Source organism: Kineothrix sp. IPX-CK (assembly GCF_039134705.1).
Lineage (GTDB): Bacteria > Bacillota > Clostridia > Lachnospirales > Lachnospiraceae > Kineothrix > Kineothrix sedimenti.
In genome coordinates this window covers 4,563,700-4,582,338 of sequence record NZ_CP146256.1, presented here as the reverse complement: position 1 = coordinate 4,582,338, position 18,639 = coordinate 4,563,700, and the positions used below count along the sequence as shown (strand labels likewise).

The following is an 18,639-nucleotide window of genomic DNA, read 5'->3' as shown; positions in this document are numbered from 1 at the left end:
ATGAAGAGTAATAGGAAAAGAGAGTTTCTATTTATCGTAGTTGGGATGCTGATGATTGCTTTTCTGATTATCCTTCCCACCGGATATGAAGATGCGGTAATCTATAGGGAGGCCGTGCGGTGCAAGGTAAAGGTTCTGTCCACCGATGAAAGCAGTGTGATTTCCTCCGGGCTGATTCAGTCCGGAGAACAAATCTGTAAGGTCGAGATACTGGATGGCAGATTTAAAGGCAGAGAACTGAAGGGAGTAAATATGCTCAGCGGCTCTCTGGAAAGTGATAAAATTTTTAAGGCGGGTGATAAGGCGCTGGTAGTAATCAGTGTGGATGGGCAGGGGAATCCTACGAATGTCACCATGTCGGATTATTACAGGCTGGATAAAGAACTTATTCTGGCAGGACTTTTTACATTCTTTTTAATTATGATAGCCGGTTTCAATGGAATGCGCGCCATTTTTTCCTTTATCATCAGCGTACTGTTAATTTGGAAGGTGCTGGTGCCTCTGTATCTGAACGGATATAACCCTATCGCGGTAGGGCTCTTGGTAACGGCTTTTTTGACAGTCATGATTATTTTCTTTGTGTGGGGAATAGATATCAAGTCTCTATCGGCTATTCTTGGTTCTCTTTTGGGAACGTTGATCACCTGCATTATGGGGATTACATTTACCGGTGTGCTAAAAATACACGGAGCGGTCATGGCCAATTCGGAATCGCTGCTGTATGCAGGGTATCAGCATCTGAATCTGACGGCTATCTTTATGAGCAGTATCGTTATCGGTTCTTGCGGCGCTATGATGGATCTGGCAGTGGATATTACCTCGGCTGTTAACGAGGTGGTAGAGAAGAAACCTGATATTGGATGGAAAGAGGCATTTGTTTCGGGAATGAACGTGGGCCGGGCAGCGATGGGGACTATGACTACTACACTCCTGCTGGCTTATTCCGGAGGATATATTGCTCTGTTAATGGTATTTATGGCTCAGGGAACTCCGATTATGCATATCCTTAACTATAAATATGTAGCATCAGAAGTACTGGATACCGTTGTAGGAAGCTTCGGGCTGGTAACGGTGGCACCGTTTACCGCTTTAGTCAGCAGTATCCTGCTTACAAAAAAGGAAGTTAAATTTTCACACCTAAAGCAACAGTAGAGATGCAGTAGTGATTTATTAGATAAAAGTCAGCATAAACGGTCATTTTATGACTAAGTGCCGGCTTTTATTTTTTATGTAAGAGGATCCGAGTGTCAAAAGTCATGTTTTATAATCTATGAGGCAATAGGACCAAAGCAGAAAGACTCCTGCTTTGGTCCTATTGCCTCATAAAGTTAACAGAAACGACTTTTGATATCCTGATCGTGATAGGAAAATGAGCTTATTACATAAAAAGTAATTGACAACTTTTCTTGTCAATGTTAGAATCATTATGACAAGGAAAGTTGTCATAATGATCTCATATAATATAATAAGACGAAAGGGGAGAGAGGAAATGCCCTTGTATAACAAGCTGAAAGAATACCGTGCGAAAAAGAGTTTAAATCAGCAGCAGTTAGGCGGTTTGGTGGGAACCTCCAGACAGACTATCAGTATGATAGAAAGAGGAGATTATTCTCCGTCCGTGACCTTGGCGATAAAGATTGCCAAGGTATTCGACACAGCAGTGGAAGACATATTTAATTATGAGGAGGAGAAATAAATGAAGAATAATAATGTGCTGATAAATGAAAATCAGGAAGAAATCATTAGAAAAGATAACAGAAAAGCAAGAAAAAGTTTTCTGATCGTTATTCTTGTTAGTGCTATAGTTGGTGCGATTTTCGGATTCTTTTCAATAATGGCGGGTGCTGCGATTCCAAGAATATCGGAGTCGTTTAGAGATTTCATGATAAACAATGCCGGAATGATAAGCATTATTTTTGCAGTCGCCGTACTCATCCTAACGGCAGCAGAGGTAATCGGGTGTATTCGAAGTATTGGATATAGCAAAAAGGCAGCGACAAGGCTCATAGAAAATGATGAAGAAATAAAATTAGAATCAATTGAAAAAAGACTTTCTTTTCATTTATGGATAACAAATGCGATGGTCATTTTACATTTTCTTTGTTTTTCCGTTATAGTATTCCTTTTTATGAACTTCATGGTAACGGGTAAAAGTATAGGATTTTTATTGTTTGCAGTTTTGATATTGGTAGTAGGTATCATAGCGATGACAATGCTGCAGCAAAAGCTGATAGATTGTATAAGGCTCTTGAATCCCGAGAAAAAGGGAAGCGTATATGATATGAATTTCCATAAAAGGTGGGAAGAAAGCAGTGATGAGGCCGAACTTTTTACTATTTACAAAGCGGCATATAAGTCCTATCGAGCAGTTAATATGCTGTGTATGATATTGTGGGTATGTTTTATGCTTCTAGGGCTGACTACCGGAATAGGTTTCCTTTCCGTTCTTACTGTTTTAATTATATGGGCGGTTTCAACAGCGGTATATTCTTATCATAGTATGAAAGCTGCTATGAAATAATGATAACTAGTAAATCAGAAGAGACACAGTTGACATTTATTTAAACAAATGATATATTGATGGAGAAAATTTAAAGAATAGGAGATGTGTGGATGATTATTTATTCTTGCTAATCAGTAACTGAATGATGTGCATGGTGATTCGGTCGTTAGAGTGATGTGATACAGCGGCCGGGGTTTGGTTATCATGCGTGCAGGAATAATTTTGATCGGACATCTTTTGATATTATTAATAAGGTATCATTCGTTATTATGAAGCTGGTAGGCCAAATAGTAAGTGTGTGATTTGTCAGGTGCAGATAATTATTTCTGCACCTTTTTTTCTGTAATAAGAAAGAAAGGGATTCGGTCACGAAAGTGGGCGAATCCTATAAAGCGGAGGTATATAAATGTCACAAATAAGTGTAAACCATTTAACTTTTTATTATGACGGAAGCTATGACAATATATTTGAGGACGTATCTTTCCAGATAGATACGGATTGGAAACTAGGATTCATTGCAAGAAACGGCAGAGGAAAAACTACTTTTTTAAATCTTCTTCAGGGGAAATATGAATACAAGGGAACGATAACATCCAGTGTGGAATTCGATTATTTTCCCTTTGCAATAGCCGATCGTTCCAGGGATACGCTGGCTGTGGTGGAGGAGATTTACCCGGATTACGAATTTTGGAAGGTATGCAGGGAACTAACGCTGCTTCAGGTAGATACGGAGGTTTTTTACAGGCCCTTTGACACCTTAAGCAACGGAGAGCAGACGAAAGTAATGCTGGCGGTTCTTTTTTCCAAAGAAAACAGCTTCCTTTTGATCGATGAACCTACCAACCATCTTGATATGCAGACGAGAGAACTGGTCAGTAACTATTTAAATAAGAAGAAAGGCTTTATCCTCGTATCCCATGACAGGATGTTTTTGGATGAGTGCATCGATCACGTGCTGACTATCAACAAGACAAATATCGAAGTACAGCAGGGCAATTTTTCCAGTTGGTGGGAAAATAAGATGAGGCAGGATGAATATGAGCTGGCGGAGAATGAACGGCTGAAGAAGGATATCTACCGTCTAAAGGAATCAGCCAGACAGTCCAGGGAATGGGCTGACAACGTGGAAGCCACCAAAATAGGAAAAAAATCTGAGAAATATGAAAAGAATATTGATACCAGAGCCTATGTAGGGGAAAAGTCCCGCCGTATGCAGATGCGCCGCAAAAACACAGAAAGGCGGCAGGAGAGGGCGATAGAAGAAAAGTCGTCTTTGCTTAAAAATATCGAGACCACGGATGACCTTAAGCTGTTCCCGTTAAGGCATCATAAAGATGTGTTAGTGCGCCTGGAGAGTGTGGAAATCTCCTACTCGTTAAGTGGCGCATATGAAGACAGGAATGAAAAACAAATAATCGGCGGTTTCAATCTGGAAGTTCGAAACGGTGAAAAGATCGTGCTTCAGGGAAGAAATGGCTGCGGTAAGTCCAGTATCATAAAGGCTGTATTATCTAGCGCCCCGGAATCTGCGCGCTGCAGCTATGATATGGAAAGGGAGTATGCCGGAAAGGTGAGCGGACAGATCGAACCTGCGGGGGGCCTGGTCATTTCTTATGTACCTCAGGACACTTCTCACCTTTTGGGAAGCATCTCCGATTATGCTAAGAAGTATGATATTGATGAGACTCTTTTTAAGACATTACTCAGGAAGCTGGATTTCTCCAGAATCCAGTTCGAAAAGAACATGGAGGAGTACAGCGGTGGCCAGAAGAAGAAGGTTCTCATCGCGAGAAGCCTTTGTGAACAGGCTCACCTTTATATTTGGGATGAGCCTCTTAACTTTATCGATGTATTTTCCAGGATGCAGATTGAGGATCTGATCATGAAATATAACCCTACCCTTCTTATGGTAGAGCACGATAAAACGTTCGTCGACAAAATAAAAGCGAGAATAGTACAGCTTTAAACATGATATAACAACCGTTTGAAAAATGCGTTGCGATACTCTGTAGGAGTGAGTCCTGCAATTTTCTTATAGGCTTTGGCAAAGTTATGGCTGTCCGTAAACCCCAAGGATGCCGCAATTTCACTGATGGAAGCATTTGTATCCGTCAGCATGAAGTTGGCGGCATCCATTTTTACGTTCAGGATAAACTGCTTGAGCGGTATACCTGCTATATTGCTGAACAGATGGGAGAGGTATTTTTCGTTATAGCAAAAATGAGCGGCCACATCTGCCACCTTCAGATTCTTGTCTGTATTTGACTTCACATAATCGATAATATCATAGTACATCTGCTTCTGGGTTCGCTTCGAGCGCTGACTGACATTATTTTCCCGATAGAACTGGCTGTAAAGTTCGCAAAGAATAGTAGTAGAAAGATAGTTAGCGGTAGTACTGTCATAGTTGCTGCGAATAGCGTCCTGAAGCTGCTTCATGAGCACCACGATCTTTTCCGCATGAGGAATCTTTCCCTGGCGCGGAATAGCGATGGTGTATTGAGGAACGGTATAAGGATAAGCCGTATGCCTGGAGTTGGGAATGGCACTCAGGGCCACCTCATGGTCTATGGAAAAATGAAGCCAATAGAAGCTGCAATGGGAAGGTCGAATGCCCTTTCTGCGGTTGTTCGGAGGAGGAAGGGGAGGAAGCAGAAGAAACTCTCCTTCATTTATAGTAAATGGCTCCCCGTTATAGGAAATGTACAAGGTATCCTTTGTAACCACAAATAACTCATAGTCCGTCAGAGGAAAATCCTCATGCACCCAGTTAGGGGAAGGCGCTTCAAACTTTCCAGTCATGACATAATTCATCGGATGTTCAATATAAAATTCGTATACATACATAGAAAAATCACACCCTTTCTCACCTTGAGATACTTATTACCAAACGAAATGACACCTAAATGAACTTTATAACATATTTTCAAGTGTAAATATGTGTCTTTAAGATGCATTTAATTAAAAATATTATATAATAATTTTTGATAAAAGTAAAGATATATAGTCATAATGTACATAAAAGTTAGAAAAAGTGTAAAAATCACAGAATATAGTAGTGTCAAAAAGAAATATATTACAATTTTACACTTTATAAAGCAGTATGATATTTTACTTTCTCTTATATGATGCTATATTTGGCCCGTAGAACATAACAAAAGGGACAGGAGAATTCATAAGAATATGAAAACTGACAAAATGGGAAAACGAAGTAGAGTGATTCGGTATAAGGAGCTTGAGTATGGCAGCGTCAGAATCACAGATCCTTTTTTGGAAAATGCTTTCCGGTTGGAGCTAAAGTATTTGAATGAATTGGATGTAGATAAGCTGCTTTCCGGATTTCTGGAGACCGGAGGTATTGCGGCCAAGACCGGACGCTATCCCGGATGGGAGAGTACGGAGATCCAGGGGCACACGCTGGGACATTATTTGACGGCTATTTCGCAGGCATACGGAGAGACGAAGGATGAGATATTCCTTCGGAAAATAGAATATATCCTCTCGGAGCTGAAGAAGAGCCAGCACGAGGACGGTTATCTGTTCGCTTCTCCCAGTGAGCTGTTCGATAGAGTAGAAAGTAAAAGACCCGTTTGGGTACCATGGTATACCATGCATAAGGTGATGGAAGGGCTTATATCTGCCTACCGTTTTACGGGAAGCAACATGGCATATGAGATAATGACATCACTCGGACTCTGGATATATCGCAGGTGCTGCGCTTGGAGCGAAGAGACAAGAACAGTAGTTTTGGATGTGGAATACGGAGGAATGAACGACTGTCTTTACGATTTATATATGGAGACGGGAGACGAGAGGTTTGCTCAGGCAGCGCACCAGTTTGATGAAATGCCGCTTTTTCAAGCAATGTACGAGAACAGGGATGTTTTAAACGGACTGCATGCCAACGCTACTATTCCAAAGCTAATAGGTGGATTAAAGCGCTATATCGCCTTTGGAAACGGAGCGCAGGAGGATAAGGAAAGCTTTTATTTGCGCGCTGCCGAGAACTTTTACCGGACAGTGACTGAGCATCATACTTATATCACCGGCGGAAACAGTGAATGGGAGCATTTCGGAGAACCGGATATACTGGACGACGAGAGAACGGCTTGTAATTGCGAGACATGCAATACATACAATATGCTGAAGCTTTCAAAGCTGCTGTTCCAGATTACGGGAGAGAAAAAATATGCAGATTATTATGAGAGATCGTTCATTAACACGATTCTTTCTTCCCAACATCCGCGGACGGGAATGACTACTTATTTCCAGCCTATGGCTACGGGATATTTCAAGGTATTTGGAACGCCCTTCGACCGTTTCTGGTGCTGTACAGGAACCGGAATGGAGAATTTCACCAAGCTGACAGAAGGGATTTATTTCACACTTCCTGGAAGGGTCTATATCAACCGTTTTGTAAGTTCCAAGGTATTTACAGAGGAAGATGGACTTGAGCTGGAAGTAATCGTAGATTTCCGTACAAGCGATAATGTCAGGATAAAAGTGGTAAAAAGCGGAGAAAAAAATGAACAGACGGAAATTGCGCTGCGTATACCCGAGTGGTGTAAAAAGAGTCCTCAGATAAGAAAAGCCATGAAGGAGACGACAAGCAAAGAGGAAGAGGGGTACTTCATCTTGTGTTCGCGCTGGCAGGAGGGAGATGAGATAGAAATCACCTTTCCCATGAGTCTTGTGCTGCACACCCTTCCCGATAACAAGAATGCCGTTGCATTTACCTATGGTCCTTTTGTGCTCAGCGCAGGGCTGGGAAAACAGATGATGGATACGACGATTACCGGAGTTGATGTTCTTGTTCCCAAGAAGGAATTGTTAATCAAGGATTATATCGTAGTGGAAAATGGAACAATTTCAGAGTGGAAAGCGGATTTGGATAAGAATCTGGTTCGCACTCCCGGGAAATTGGAATTTACATTGAAAAATACAGAAACCGACAGAGAGCTGGTATTTACTCCGCATTATGTAAGATATCAGGAGCGTTACGGTATTTATTTTAAGCTTTGCCAGAAGGGCTCCCAGACGTTAGCAAGATATAGAGAAAGGGAGAAGATGAGGCAGGCGCTTTCAAAGAGCCAGATTGATACCATCCCTATCGGGAATGAGCAATACGAGCTTGCACATCATATCAAGGGTGAGAAAACGGACACGTCGAGGGTGGATGGACATCGGTGCCGTTATGTGAAAGGAAATGGCTGGTTCTCCTATGAGCTGAGTCTGACAGCGAAGGCGAAGAAACTTTGCGTTACTTACGCCGATGCGGATGAAGGAAGCTCCTTCAATATTTATTTGAACGACGAGTTGTTTATAACTGAAACTCTTTTAGGAGAAGATGAAGCGTTCTATACGAAGGAATATCTCCTGCCGGAGGAAATTTTACTGGGAAATAACACGGTTATCGTGAAGTTTCAAAATATAGGCCTTAATGGCGAATGCAGAATTTTTGACGAACTATATATCAAAAAGTAACAAGAAAGAATGATTGGAGGAAAAAGTATGAAAAAGAGAATTGCAGCACTGACACTGGCAGCTATGATGACTGCATCTGCACTTGCAGGCTGTGGAGGTGAAACGTCAGACAGTGCATCCACAAGCGGTACATCCAGTACATCTGCTTCTACCGAAGCAGAAAGCACCGACAAGGCGGCATCCGGTGAAAAGGTAAAACTAAGTGCCCTGTTCATCGCACACCCGTTGACCAAGGATTTAAATGAAATGCAGTGGCTTCAGGAAATTGAAGAAAAAGCAGGAGTGGACATCGAATGGGAAACTATTTACACGGACTGGGAAACGGTAAAGGCTACCAGATTTGCATCCGGAGATATACCGGATCTGGTATTTAATGCGACTATCGATTCCGACTACACTACATATAACGGATTATTTGAAGATATGACCGAATTGATTGAAAAGGATGCACCCAATATTCAAGCAATGTTTACCGAACAGCCCGATACGAAGGTGTTGGCTACCTTGGATGGAAAGATTTACGGTATCCCGAAATTCCAAGGGAAATGGCCATCCACCAATACGGTAATGTTTATTAATAAGCAGTGGCTGGATAACCTCGGATTGGAAAAACCCACTACCTTCAGCGAGCTGGAAGCAGTTTTGAAGGCCTTCAAGGAACAGGATGCTAACGGCAACGGAGATATGAACGATGAAATTCCTCTGGATTACAATGCATACGGCGGCAATAACGCCTGGTTCAACTCCGCATATTCTCTCACGAACCTTCTGGGGGGAATGGGAATTCAATTGACCAACTGGGGCATAGATGCATATTTTGCCGAGGATGGTCAGGTGAAAAATTATGCGGTAGACGAGAGATATAAATTGTTCATGAAGTATTTACAGGATCTGTATTCCCAGGGATTGATCAATGAAAACGCACTGACCAATGATTATTCCGCATTTCAGTCTTTATCCCGCGGCAATGAAAATGGTGATGCGCTGGTAGGTGTAGTATTCGGATGGGAGGAGACGGATAAATTCGGACCTACTCTCTATGAGCAGTATGAACCATTAGCGCCTCTCGATTATGATATCGGCGTTGCGGCAGGCACCTATGATACCCGTTGGAGAGACGATTACACCGGATTGAACTTATCGGTTAACAGAGTCGCAATGAGCGCCGACTGCTCCGATAAGGATGCGGCAATGAGATTTATTGATGGCTTCTACGATGCGGATACTTCTGTCCAGGTATTATTTGGCGGCATTACCGATGGCTGTGTGGAAAAGACGGGAGACAATACCTACAAGGTCTTAGATCCCCTCGACAAGGATACGGATGCAGGTACATGGAAATGGACCAACGCATTTGCAGATAACGGCCCAATGTATATCAGACAGGATTGTACTATCGAAATGGCGCAGGATATGACATATGCTTTAAAGGAGAGGGAGTATTATAACGATATAATTGCAAAGGCTGATGAAATGGATAGCTATCCGCAGTTTATGATGAAGTATACGGAAGACGAGCAGAACACGATGGCAATGGCACAAGCCAGTATCAACGGTATTATTGATAACTATTGGTCCTTATGGATGACCGGAGAATCCGATATTGATGCGGACTGGGATACTTATGTACAGAGCGTGAACAATGCGGGTCTGCAGCAGGTATTGGAAATCCGTCAAAAGGCATTTGATGTTTATCTTGGAAAATAAATAAAAGGTGATTCTTATGAACGCACTTACGGCAAAAGGTAATAAAATCAAAAATTATTTTACACATACCTGGCAGCTCTGGCTCATGCTGCTGCCGGGTATAGTCTATATCTTCGTTTTCTGTTATGTTCCGATGTACGGCATACAGTTGGCGTTCCGTGAATACAGCTTTACCGCCGGTATAACCGGCGGTGAGTTCGTGGGGATGAAGTACTTTAAACAATATTTTGAAAGCCCGATGTTCTGGCCTACCCTGAAAAACACCTTTATTATCGCGGCTACCAGCATTATCCTGGGTTTTCCGGCGCCGGTCATTCTGGCTATGATCATCAACCAGATTCGGAATAAGAAGTGGAAAAGAGTGGTCCAGACTACTGTTTATATTCCTTATTTCATATCGGTGGTGGTTCTGGTGTCCATGTTGAACATCATGCTTGCCAATAACAGTGGTGTTATCAGCAATTTCTTGAAGGGGCTTCATCTTGTGAGTCAGAACGTTAACCTGCTAGGTACGGAATCGGCATTTGTCCCGGTTTACGTTCTGTCGGGAATATGGCAGACCATGGGCTGGAACAGCATTATCTTCCTTGCGGCGCTTTCCGCTGTGGATACGCAGCTTTACGACGCCTGTAAGATAGACGGAGCGAACAGATGGCAGACGATGATCCACATCGATCTTCCGGCAATCATGCCCACGATTATTATCATGCTCATTTTGAACATGGGAAATATTCTGAACGTAGGCTTCGATAAGGTATATCTGATGCAGAACAGTCTGAATCTGGGGGCATCCCAGGTTATATCCACTTATATTTATTCCGTAGCGATCAAAAAAGCGCAGTTTAGCTTTGGCGCGGCGGTGGGACTGTTCAATACGCTTATCAATTTCTTTTTTCTGGTCGTAACCAATAAAATTTCCAAGCGTGTCTCCGGCACTGGCTTGATGTAAGGAGGCGTTTCGAAATGGCAAGAGCAGTAAGAGTAAAATATAAAAGTCCGGCGGACAAAATATTCGGAGCGGCGGTAATCGCCTTAAGTATCATTATATTTATGATTATTCTGTACCCACTGTGGTTTGTCGTTATTGCCTCTATCAGTAATTCTAATCTGGTAAATCTCGGAAAGGTCACCTTCCTGCCAAAGGATATCAGGCTCTATGGCTATGAACAGATTATGGAGGATGTGAGAATATGGAAGGGCTATGCCAACACCATTCTGTATGTTACAGCGGGAACTGTACTTAATTTAGCAATAACAATGCCGGCAGCCTATGCTCTTTCCAGACCGGACTTCAAGGCCCGGGGGAAAGTTATGTTTTATTTTGTATTTACGATGTTTTTCAGCGGCGGTCTGGTGCCTCTTTATATGACGGTGAGCTCGCTGAGTCTGATCAGCACCAAAACGATTCTGATTATTATGGTAGCAATTAATACATATAACCTGATTATCGCAAGGACCTTTATAGAGAATTCCATACCGCATGATCTGTATGAGGCGGCGGTTTTGGACGGTTGCTCTCACTTCACCTATTTCTGGAAGGTGGTGATCCCCTTATCGAAGGCGGTAATCGCCGTACTTATTTTGTACTATGCGGTATTCCACTGGAACGATTATTTTAACCCCCTCGTTTTCAACAGTAACAAGAACAATGAGCCGCTTCAGATCGTCCTGAGAAGGATTCTGCTCCTGAACGAAGCATTTTCCAGCGGAAGCGGAGGCGTTCAGGGCGGTTATGCCCAGTCTTCAGCAGATCAAGTGAAATACGCGGTAATTATCGTGTCCACACTCCCGATTCTGTGCGTATATCCCTTCGTGCAGAAGTATTTTGAGAAAGGTGTCATGATTGGAGCGGTAAAAGGCTAAGGCGCTTCTACCATCGTTTGACAAGGTCACACGATGGTATTAACGGTCCAGATAAACCGGGCCGGCCAGCACATCCCTCGATACGTAGAGGGTCATATCGGGTCTTGTTGCGAGAGTCCATTTTACGAGGCGGATACGCTTATATTCGATTTCAAGGCATGTAATACAGCGGGGGTGCACACAGCTCCCGCTGTTGTAATAAAATTTATCCTCTTCCGTTAAGGAAGGACGGTGGGTATGGCCGGTAATCAATATATGCTTTTCCTTTGCCGCCCAATGCTGCAGGCGCTGTTCCGTCCTGCGTTTCCTCGTGTAATTCTTGGCGGCGCTGGTAGGGTCAAGAACGCCGAATCTCTCCAGAGGTCTCCAGATATACCGTACGAGAAAACGGGTGAACATCCAGAAAGTAGAGTTGAACAGATCGCTTTGGTGGCCATGGGTCAGATATACGTCGTGAGGGCCGCATGTATCGTCTCCGGGAGGGTAGTAGTGGGCTTCATTATTTATAGAAGGTGATGGAACATTTTCCAGAATGATGCCGGAGTGAAAAGTCATATTGGGGAAGAGGGGCTGCTTTTCCCAAAAAGAAATATTTTCACTGCTGCAGTGGTAGGTACTGCAGGTTTTTTGTGTATAGCGGTTGTTCTTTTTTATCATATCGTGATTTCCATAAAGCATATACAGCCTGCCTTCCTGACGGAAAAGGGAGAGTAGCCAGAACACGTTGCTATGGGTCTGGATAATCTGTTCCATACTGCGGTTTTCCCACAGTTCATCCCCGTCGCCCAGCTCGATATAAGTATAACCGTATTGATAATAGTGCTGAAGCGCCGCAAAATATAGATTTTGGTTTTTTAGGAAATTATCGTATGAGGTGCCCGTGCCACGGTGGCAGTCACTGATCAGAACGTATTTGGAACGGTCTGTCAGAGGGAGCTTCAGTGCTCCCTCGAAAGATTTGTTAAGACGTGAATAGTAGCTCATGAACGGTTCCTTCTTTGCTGATTCAACTTATTATATTTATTGATATGCAGCATTTTGAAGAATATATGAGGAAGATAGTAATATAAATATAAAAGCCGGTCGAGAGACAAGCAAAAGGGCCGCGTAACGAAGAGGTACATGCTGTACCAAAATTGATTGATAAGCTGGGCGATAGCGTCTCTTATGCGATGCAGCCTGCGGGGACGTATGGAGGAGCCGGCAAAGTAAAATGTTACGGTGTTAAGAGTTACATTGAAGTCTTCCTTGGTATAACCCGCAGCCTTAAGACTCTTTACGAAGGCCCAGACCATTTCCTGACTGGGAAAAGAGATGCTTGCCTGCATAAACAAATCGGCGGGTTCAGAAAAGCGGCCCATGGAAAAGGCAGACAGCCACCATTGTCTGGAGAGGACATCTGCGATGCGGACTCCTTTTCTGAATAGGCAGAAGGAAAGCTGAGGCATTTCATTGTCGGATACGCTGTAAAAAGGCGTGCTTTTAATTTCCCGTTGATTCAGTATCCGGTCGGCATAATAGATATCTATTTCTCCGCCGGTATTGATTCCGTATTGTCCCCTGCGTAACTCCACCAGCCACGTCTTATCTTTGTAGTCAAAATAAATGGGGAGGCGGTAAAGGACAAGATAAAAACGGCAGCCGGACCTGCTCTTATCTGAATCGGTGCGGGAAACAAGAATATCCTGGGATGCCAAATAAGAAAATCCGAAGGGCTCCAGAAGCTCGTTCATAATATTATATTTTTCATCGTTATTCAGGGCGCACACTTTTTTCAATATTTTTTCCCGGCGCCTGTGGCTAATGAAACAGGAAAAAAGGAGGACAAAGAGGAAGGTTCCAAAAAGTACGTACATAACAGAGTCCATAATCGTTGACTTGTTATATAATATGAAAATATGTCGAAAGGGATACCTTAGAAAAAGTTCAGCCGGAAATTTGAATAATAGTCGCTTTTCCTTTGTATCCGGCGTCCCCGATAATTTGGGGTATGTTTTTTTCTCCTTGAATGTCACTTTTTAACGCGAAATGAACGTGACCGGCCAGCACCAGCTCTACCGGACTGTCCTTCGCCGTAGTAAGGGTGATAAACTCCGTAGATACGGTGTCAGGATAAATGCCTCCGTGGATTCCTCCTCCCAGAACTACGCCTCCTTTCCAGACAGCAGCAGCTTTATGAAGAACGGCCTCGGTGTAAAGGGGTACGTGCAGCATGAGAATGACAGGTTTCTTTTCAGCGAGGATTTCCTTGTACCGGGTAAGCGCATCAGGGGTGATCTGATTACTGCTGTTATTTACGGCTACGATGGTAAAGTCTTCGTATTCCTTTGTATGGATAGAGGTGTTATTTTCCATATATGAGTTAAAGAGGGGGAGGTATTCGCTCTTCCCCTTTTCGGTCATATATTCCCAAGGATAGGTCCAGTCGTGATTGCCTATATTATATATATAAGGTATCTTTAAATCGTCCAAACAAGTCTTCAGATATTCCAGATTGGAGGCGGAAGGATAATCGATGATATCTCCCCCAAGCAGCAGTCCGTCGAAATCCTGTTCATTGGCATATTGAATCCACTGGGGAAATTGTAGGAAGGGAGAAGGAACGTCCTCCATGGTGAAAACAGGAAGGCGCTGCTTCTCGTAATCGGATATTTCCTGATTTTCTTTATCTCCCGGAACGATCATATGAGTATCTGTCAGATATAAAAACTCATAGCTTTCTTCCGTGCCCGGTATGCGGATCTTGTAGGTGGTTATATCTTCTTTCTTGATGGAGGCAGAGTCCCCGCATGCGGAAAAAAGGAACGTAAATGTAATAGTGAGCAAAATAGCCTGAAATACCCGAAGGTTTGTCCGTTTCATAAGATGCCTTTCTAATGTCAAATCTGATAATATAATATACTAAAGGGTGTGCAAAAATATTGAAGAATTACTTAATTTTTTAAAAACAGTACTATAATACTATATGCGAGCCCTGCTTAATCTTATGAAGAAAGTATTTTTATGCTATTTCTCTGCATTTTTAAAAGGATAACAGGTGCAAAAAAATAAAAAATTGTATAATATTACCAAATAAAAATGAATAAATGAAAATATTTTATAAATTATTCATAAATTATTTACAAATTATCATTCCTACTTCATATCTATCTGCTATCCTTTAATTGTAAGCAGCAGGGGTGTTGTAGATTCATGGGAGGTGTGGGATGAGACGGAGAGGGTTCTTGACATTGTTGGGGATTTTCGCGTTGATTGCAGTTCTGAATGCCATTGCATGGGAAAGTGAGGCATTCTGTAACTTTTATGTGCGGAATATTTTTCCCCTATGGGTGAATACATATGGACGGTTTACAGGGTTGTTCCCTTTTTCTATTGGAGAAATAATGATGGCAGCAGGCTTGGTAGTAACAATGATAGCTGTTGTGCTGGGATTCGTTGCGGCTATTTTTTTATTAGCTTTTAAACGCTCTTCGATCTATTCCAAGGTCATGGGTTTTTGCGGCAGATATTTTACCGCTTATGCGTGGATATTCGCGGGGTTTTGCGGGGTGATGACCTTGAACTGTTTTATTCCGTATCACAGCTCTGCTTTGACGCAGAGGTATGGGATGCTTGACCGGATGTCGCCACAGGATCCGCTACTTCCGGATTTATTGCAGAAGGAATATACGCTGGAGGAATTGGAAAACCTTAGAGATTACGTGGTCATAAGGGCCAATGAGCTGGCGAAGCAAGTGAACAGGGACGAAAAGGGCAATATTATTTATCCCGATAATATGGAGGAAATTGCTATAGAGTCCATGAGAAATTTAAGCAAATATTGTGAGCAGTTAGGTGGTTATTATCCCATGCCGAAGCAATTTTACTTCTCAGGGTTTTTCAGTCAGCAAAAGATGAAAGGATATTTTTTCCCTTTTTCCATGGAGGCCAATTATAACAGCCTGATGCTGGAAATCAACCGCCCTGCAACTATCTGTCACGAATATGCCCATCTGAAAGGATTTATGTTCGAAGATGAGGCGAATCTGATCGGTTTTCTGGCTTGTGCCAATTCTTCGGATGTGACGTTCCAATACAGTGGTTATTTAAGCGTTTTGAATTATATAAACAACGAATATTATGATGCGATAGGCAGAAATAATGAAATCTACGATTCCCGTGTAAAGATATCTGATCAGGTAAAGAAGGAGAACGTATTCTTAAGAGAAGCTGCCTGGGAAAAGGTTGAGGCAAAGGCGCTCATCAATACGGAAGTCGTAGATAAAGTCTCCGACAAATTATCGGAGACTTCCATGGTTCTTAACGGTGTGGGAGACGGAATCTTAAGTTATACGAGGGTAGTAGGCCTGCTGCTCCATTATTACGACGGTTCGATGGAAGTACAGCAAACGTTAGCTGACCCGGGATATTTGGTACAATCAGATGAGTAAACCCACAGGACAATGATCGGAGCCGAGCACGTCAGTGTAAATGACAGCGTCCTGCAAGCGATCCTTTAAGCTGTCCGACACGAGGAAATAGTCAATACGCCAACCGGCGTTTTTGGCTCTGGCACTGAAACGGTAGGACCACCATGAGTAGATGCCCTCCTTATCAGGATAGAAGTAACGGAAGGTGTCAATAAAACCGGATTCGGTTAAAATAGTGAATTTTTCTCTCTCTTCATCTGTAAAGCCCGCGTTTTTGCGGTTGGTTTTGGGGTTCTTAAGGTCAATTTCCTTATGAGCTACGTTTAAATCACCGCAAAAAATGACGGGCTTCTCCTTTTCCAGCGTCTTCAGATAAGAAAGAAAATCATCTTCCCATTTCATACGGTAGGATAGTCTCGCCAGCTCGTCCTGAGAATTGGGGGTGTATACGGTTATCATATAGAATTCCGGGAATTCCAGCGTGATGACGCGGCCTTCGTGGTCGTGTTCTTCGATCCCTATTCCGTAGGAGACGGAGAGAGGTTCCTCTTTGGTGAAAATAGCGGTACCGGAATAGCCTTTTTTCTCGGCGTAGTTCCAGTATTGGAAGTAACCGGGGAGGTCCAGATCGATTTGGCCGGCTTGGAGCTTGGTCTCCTGTAAACAGAGAATATCAGGGGATTCGGAGACCAGGAAGTCCAGGAAGCCTTTGCCGATGCAGGCACGGAGGCCATTTACGTTCCATGAGATTAATTTCATAATGTTTGATTCCTTTCATAAAAAGGTTATGGTATCAGGTTATGAGTATAGTTTAATGAAAAAAAATGAATTTGTAAATATATTCGTGAAGCGGCTATTTAACTGGGGTTGAAGAGAGATCGTGGAGAAAGTATTCGGGAGATTAATAAAAAATCAAGAATCTGTTCACACTTTGGACACATTTATGACATATTATGTTAAAAGTTGATATAGGAACCACATACATAGGTTTGTATCAACAAAAAACATTTCATATTTCTAGGAGGAAAAAAATTATGAAAAAGAAAGTAGTTTTATTATTAACAGCAGTAGCAACATGCGCAACATTGATGATGGCTTGTGGAAACACAGACGTAGCAACGGAAGATGCAGCAGTAGAAACTGAAGCAGTTACGGAAGAAGCAACAGATGCAGCAGCAACTGAAGAAGTAGCAGAAGACGTAGAAGCAACTGAAGAAGTAGCAGAAGACGCAGCAGCAACCGAAGAAGTAGCAGAAGACGCAGCAGCAACTGAAGAAGTAGCAGAAGATGCAGCAGCAACTGAAGAAGTAGCTGAGGATGCAGAAGCAACAGACGCAGCAGCAACAGATGAAGCAGCAACCACTGATGAAGCAGCAGATACAGAAGCAACAGACGCTAACTAATTATAAGCTGGCAATTGTGCAGTAAATAATTAAACGAAGAGGCTGTTTACTATCCTGAATGGACGGTAAACAGCCTTTTTATCATGTAATAAGATCAGGGTGTTAAAAGGTCCTTTTTGCGAACAGTTCTAGACAGTATACCCAGCTTCGCATCAACTTTGAGTGTAGTCGATCTTTATGGAGTCCTCGTAAGGGAGGATCCATTCGTTTACAATCCTATATGCGAAGTGGCGCATGTCGGAGAAAGTCTGCTCATAGTTTTCCAGAGTGAGCTGTCTGTCTCCTGCGATGATCTGATCAGTCATATATTGGTTAATTTCAGGGGAAAAATGGAGAGTGTCCATGTAGTTGTTGAGATTGGTTATAATCTCGGTCTCATCCTGAAAATAAAACATTTGGACGTTGTCATAGGTGAGCAGCCGTCCTACGGTTTGTTCCATGTTGTAAAGGTAAGCCTCCAAATCGCCTGTGCGGTAGATGTTGTCCCACCAAAGCATAGAGTAGGCAGGAAAGAAAATTTTGAACTGTGTTTCGGGATGAGCGGTAATCTGATCCTCTACCAGTCCGATATTGGCATTCAGTACATCTTGATAATAATCCTTTTCTTTCATGGGAGAAATCTGGGGTGCCCGCATGTAGTTGTTTAATGCCATGTCCTGATTGAACTGTTTCCACTGTGCCCAGTTGTAGGAGTCGTTCTCATCGTAATCTCCGATAAGAGAGTTAGCAATGAGGTAAGGTGTCTTTTCCAACAAAACGCCTTTGTTATATATATATTGTACGTCATCGAAGTAATTCTTGTTGTATAAATACATGGGACAGCCGGTCAGTTCGTAGGTGGGTATAGGATCAGCGGCAAGAGAAGAGGTGTCCATACTGTAGAAAACATATTTCAGGTCATGACTTTCATACGCAGTATCCAGAAGGTAGCATAAGTCCGCGGTAGCACCATAGGAACGGACAGCCTTGATGGCAGTGCAGCCGAAGCCCTGGTCGAACCAGCCGTTATTATAGTTTTCAGCCACGGAGGAGCCTAAGATCAGGCTGTCGTAATCGAAGGTGCGAAGGGTGCCGATACATTGATATTCCTTATCGGTCAGAACTGCCTTTAACCCGAACCATGGCTTATGGTAATGGAAAAAGGGGTCCAATATGATGACGAATCCGGCGATAACTGCCATAATTACCAATATTCTTTTAAAAAAAGATATAATAAAATTTTTCTCCAATTGCTTTATACCTTTCTGTCTATTTGCCGCGGTATAGCGTA

The 18,639-nt window shown here is 42.7% G+C and carries 16 protein-coding genes; 10 read left to right on the top strand and 6 right to left on the bottom strand.

Going from position 1 to position 18,639, the window contains the following annotated elements:
* From V6984_RS21655 to abc-f, 4 genes are all read left to right on the top strand, one after another.
* Nucleotides 1-1,152 carry a YibE/F family protein gene (locus tag V6984_RS21655; RefSeq protein WP_342757669.1) on the top strand — a complete coding sequence of 384 codons (1,152 nt, stop codon included), beginning with the start codon at nucleotides 1-3 and terminating at the stop codon, nucleotides 1,150-1,152.
* A gap of 337 nt (nucleotides 1,153-1,489) precedes the next feature.
* Nucleotides 1,490-1,696 (top strand): helix-turn-helix transcriptional regulator, encoded by a 207-nt coding sequence (locus V6984_RS21650; RefSeq protein WP_342757668.1) that lies wholly within the window; start codon nucleotides 1,490-1,492, stop codon nucleotides 1,694-1,696.
* Nucleotides 1,697-2,521 carry a DUF3169 family protein gene (locus tag V6984_RS21645; RefSeq protein WP_342757667.1) on the top strand — a complete coding sequence of 275 codons (825 nt, stop codon included), beginning with the start codon at nucleotides 1,697-1,699 and terminating at the stop codon, nucleotides 2,519-2,521. It abuts the gene before it with no gap.
* 388 nt (nucleotides 2,522-2,909) lie between these two features.
* Nucleotides 2,910-4,469: a ribosomal protection-like ABC-F family protein gene (abc-f, locus tag V6984_RS21640; RefSeq protein ID WP_342757666.1), complete on the top strand. Its 1,560-nt coding sequence runs from the start codon at nucleotides 2,910-2,912 to the stop codon at nucleotides 4,467-4,469.
* Here abc-f and V6984_RS21635 read toward each other — a convergent pair.
* Nucleotides 4,466-5,350, bottom strand: a complete 885-nt coding sequence (locus V6984_RS21635) for a helix-turn-helix transcriptional regulator (RefSeq protein ID WP_342757665.1) — start codon at nucleotides 5,348-5,350, stop codon at nucleotides 4,466-4,468. The two genes, abc-f and V6984_RS21635, sit on opposite strands and share 4 nt — an antisense overlap.
* A gap of 336 nt (nucleotides 5,351-5,686) precedes the next feature.
* Between V6984_RS21635 and V6984_RS21630 the strand changes: the two genes are divergently transcribed.
* The 4 genes from V6984_RS21630 to V6984_RS21615 are packed head-to-tail and all read left to right on the top strand — an operon-like array spanning nucleotide 5,687 to nucleotide 11,557.
* On the top strand, nucleotides 5,687-7,987 hold the full coding sequence (locus V6984_RS21630; RefSeq protein ID WP_342757664.1) for a beta-L-arabinofuranosidase domain-containing protein: 2,301 nt from the start codon (nucleotides 5,687-5,689) through the stop codon (nucleotides 7,985-7,987).
* Nucleotides 7,988-8,014: 27 nt separating this feature from the next.
* A complete protein-coding gene (locus V6984_RS21625) occupies nucleotides 8,015-9,694 on the top strand; it encodes a hypothetical protein (RefSeq protein WP_342757663.1) in 1,680 nt (559 codons plus the stop codon).
* A gap of 16 nt (nucleotides 9,695-9,710) precedes the next feature.
* On the top strand, nucleotides 9,711-10,643 hold the full coding sequence (locus V6984_RS21620) for an ABC transporter permease (RefSeq protein WP_342757662.1): 933 nt from the start codon (nucleotides 9,711-9,713) through the stop codon (nucleotides 10,641-10,643).
* A gap of 14 nt (nucleotides 10,644-10,657) precedes the next feature.
* On the top strand, nucleotides 10,658-11,557 hold the full coding sequence (locus tag V6984_RS21615) for a carbohydrate ABC transporter permease (protein WP_342757661.1): 900 nt from the start codon (nucleotides 10,658-10,660) through the stop codon (nucleotides 11,555-11,557).
* Between the two features lie 39 nt (nucleotides 11,558-11,596).
* Here V6984_RS21615 and V6984_RS21610 read toward each other — a convergent pair whose 3' ends face one another.
* From V6984_RS21610 to V6984_RS21600, 3 genes are all read right to left on the bottom strand, one after another.
* Nucleotides 11,597-12,541, bottom strand: a complete 945-nt coding sequence (locus V6984_RS21610) for a metallophosphoesterase (protein WP_342757660.1) — start codon at nucleotides 12,539-12,541, stop codon at nucleotides 11,597-11,599.
* A complete protein-coding gene (locus V6984_RS21605; protein WP_342760067.1) occupies nucleotides 12,538-13,326 on the bottom strand; it encodes a DUF4474 domain-containing protein in 789 nt (262 codons plus the stop codon). Before V6984_RS21605 ends, V6984_RS21610 begins: the two co-directional genes overlap by 4 nt.
* A 157-nt stretch (nucleotides 13,327-13,483) precedes the next feature.
* Complete coding sequence (locus tag V6984_RS21600) at nucleotides 13,484-14,419, bottom strand: metallophosphoesterase family protein (RefSeq protein WP_342757659.1); 936 nt, start codon at nucleotides 14,417-14,419, stop codon at nucleotides 13,484-13,486.
* 344 nt (nucleotides 14,420-14,763) lie between these two features.
* On the opposite strand from V6984_RS21600, the gene V6984_RS21595 reads away from it, so the two are divergent.
* Nucleotides 14,764-15,987: a DUF3810 domain-containing protein gene (locus V6984_RS21595; protein WP_342757658.1), complete on the top strand. Its 1,224-nt coding sequence runs from the start codon at nucleotides 14,764-14,766 to the stop codon at nucleotides 15,985-15,987.
* Here the strand turns inward: V6984_RS21595 and V6984_RS21590 are convergent.
* Nucleotides 15,976-16,725, bottom strand: coding sequence for an exodeoxyribonuclease III (locus V6984_RS21590; protein ID WP_342757657.1), 750 nt, complete (start codon nucleotides 16,723-16,725; stop codon nucleotides 15,976-15,978). The two genes, V6984_RS21595 and V6984_RS21590, sit on opposite strands and share 12 nt — an antisense overlap.
* 275 nt (nucleotides 16,726-17,000) lie before the next feature.
* Between V6984_RS21590 and V6984_RS21585 the strand changes: the two genes are divergently transcribed.
* A complete protein-coding gene (locus V6984_RS21585) occupies nucleotides 17,001-17,369 on the top strand; it encodes a hypothetical protein (RefSeq protein WP_342757656.1) in 369 nt (122 codons plus the stop codon).
* A 152-nt stretch (nucleotides 17,370-17,521) separates the two neighbouring features.
* On the opposite strand, the gene V6984_RS21580 is transcribed toward V6984_RS21585, so the two are convergent.
* On the bottom strand, nucleotides 17,522-18,550 hold the full coding sequence (locus tag V6984_RS21580) for an SGNH/GDSL hydrolase family protein (RefSeq protein WP_342757655.1): 1,029 nt from the start codon (nucleotides 18,548-18,550) through the stop codon (nucleotides 17,522-17,524).
* Nucleotides 18,551-18,639: the final 89 nt, after the last annotated feature.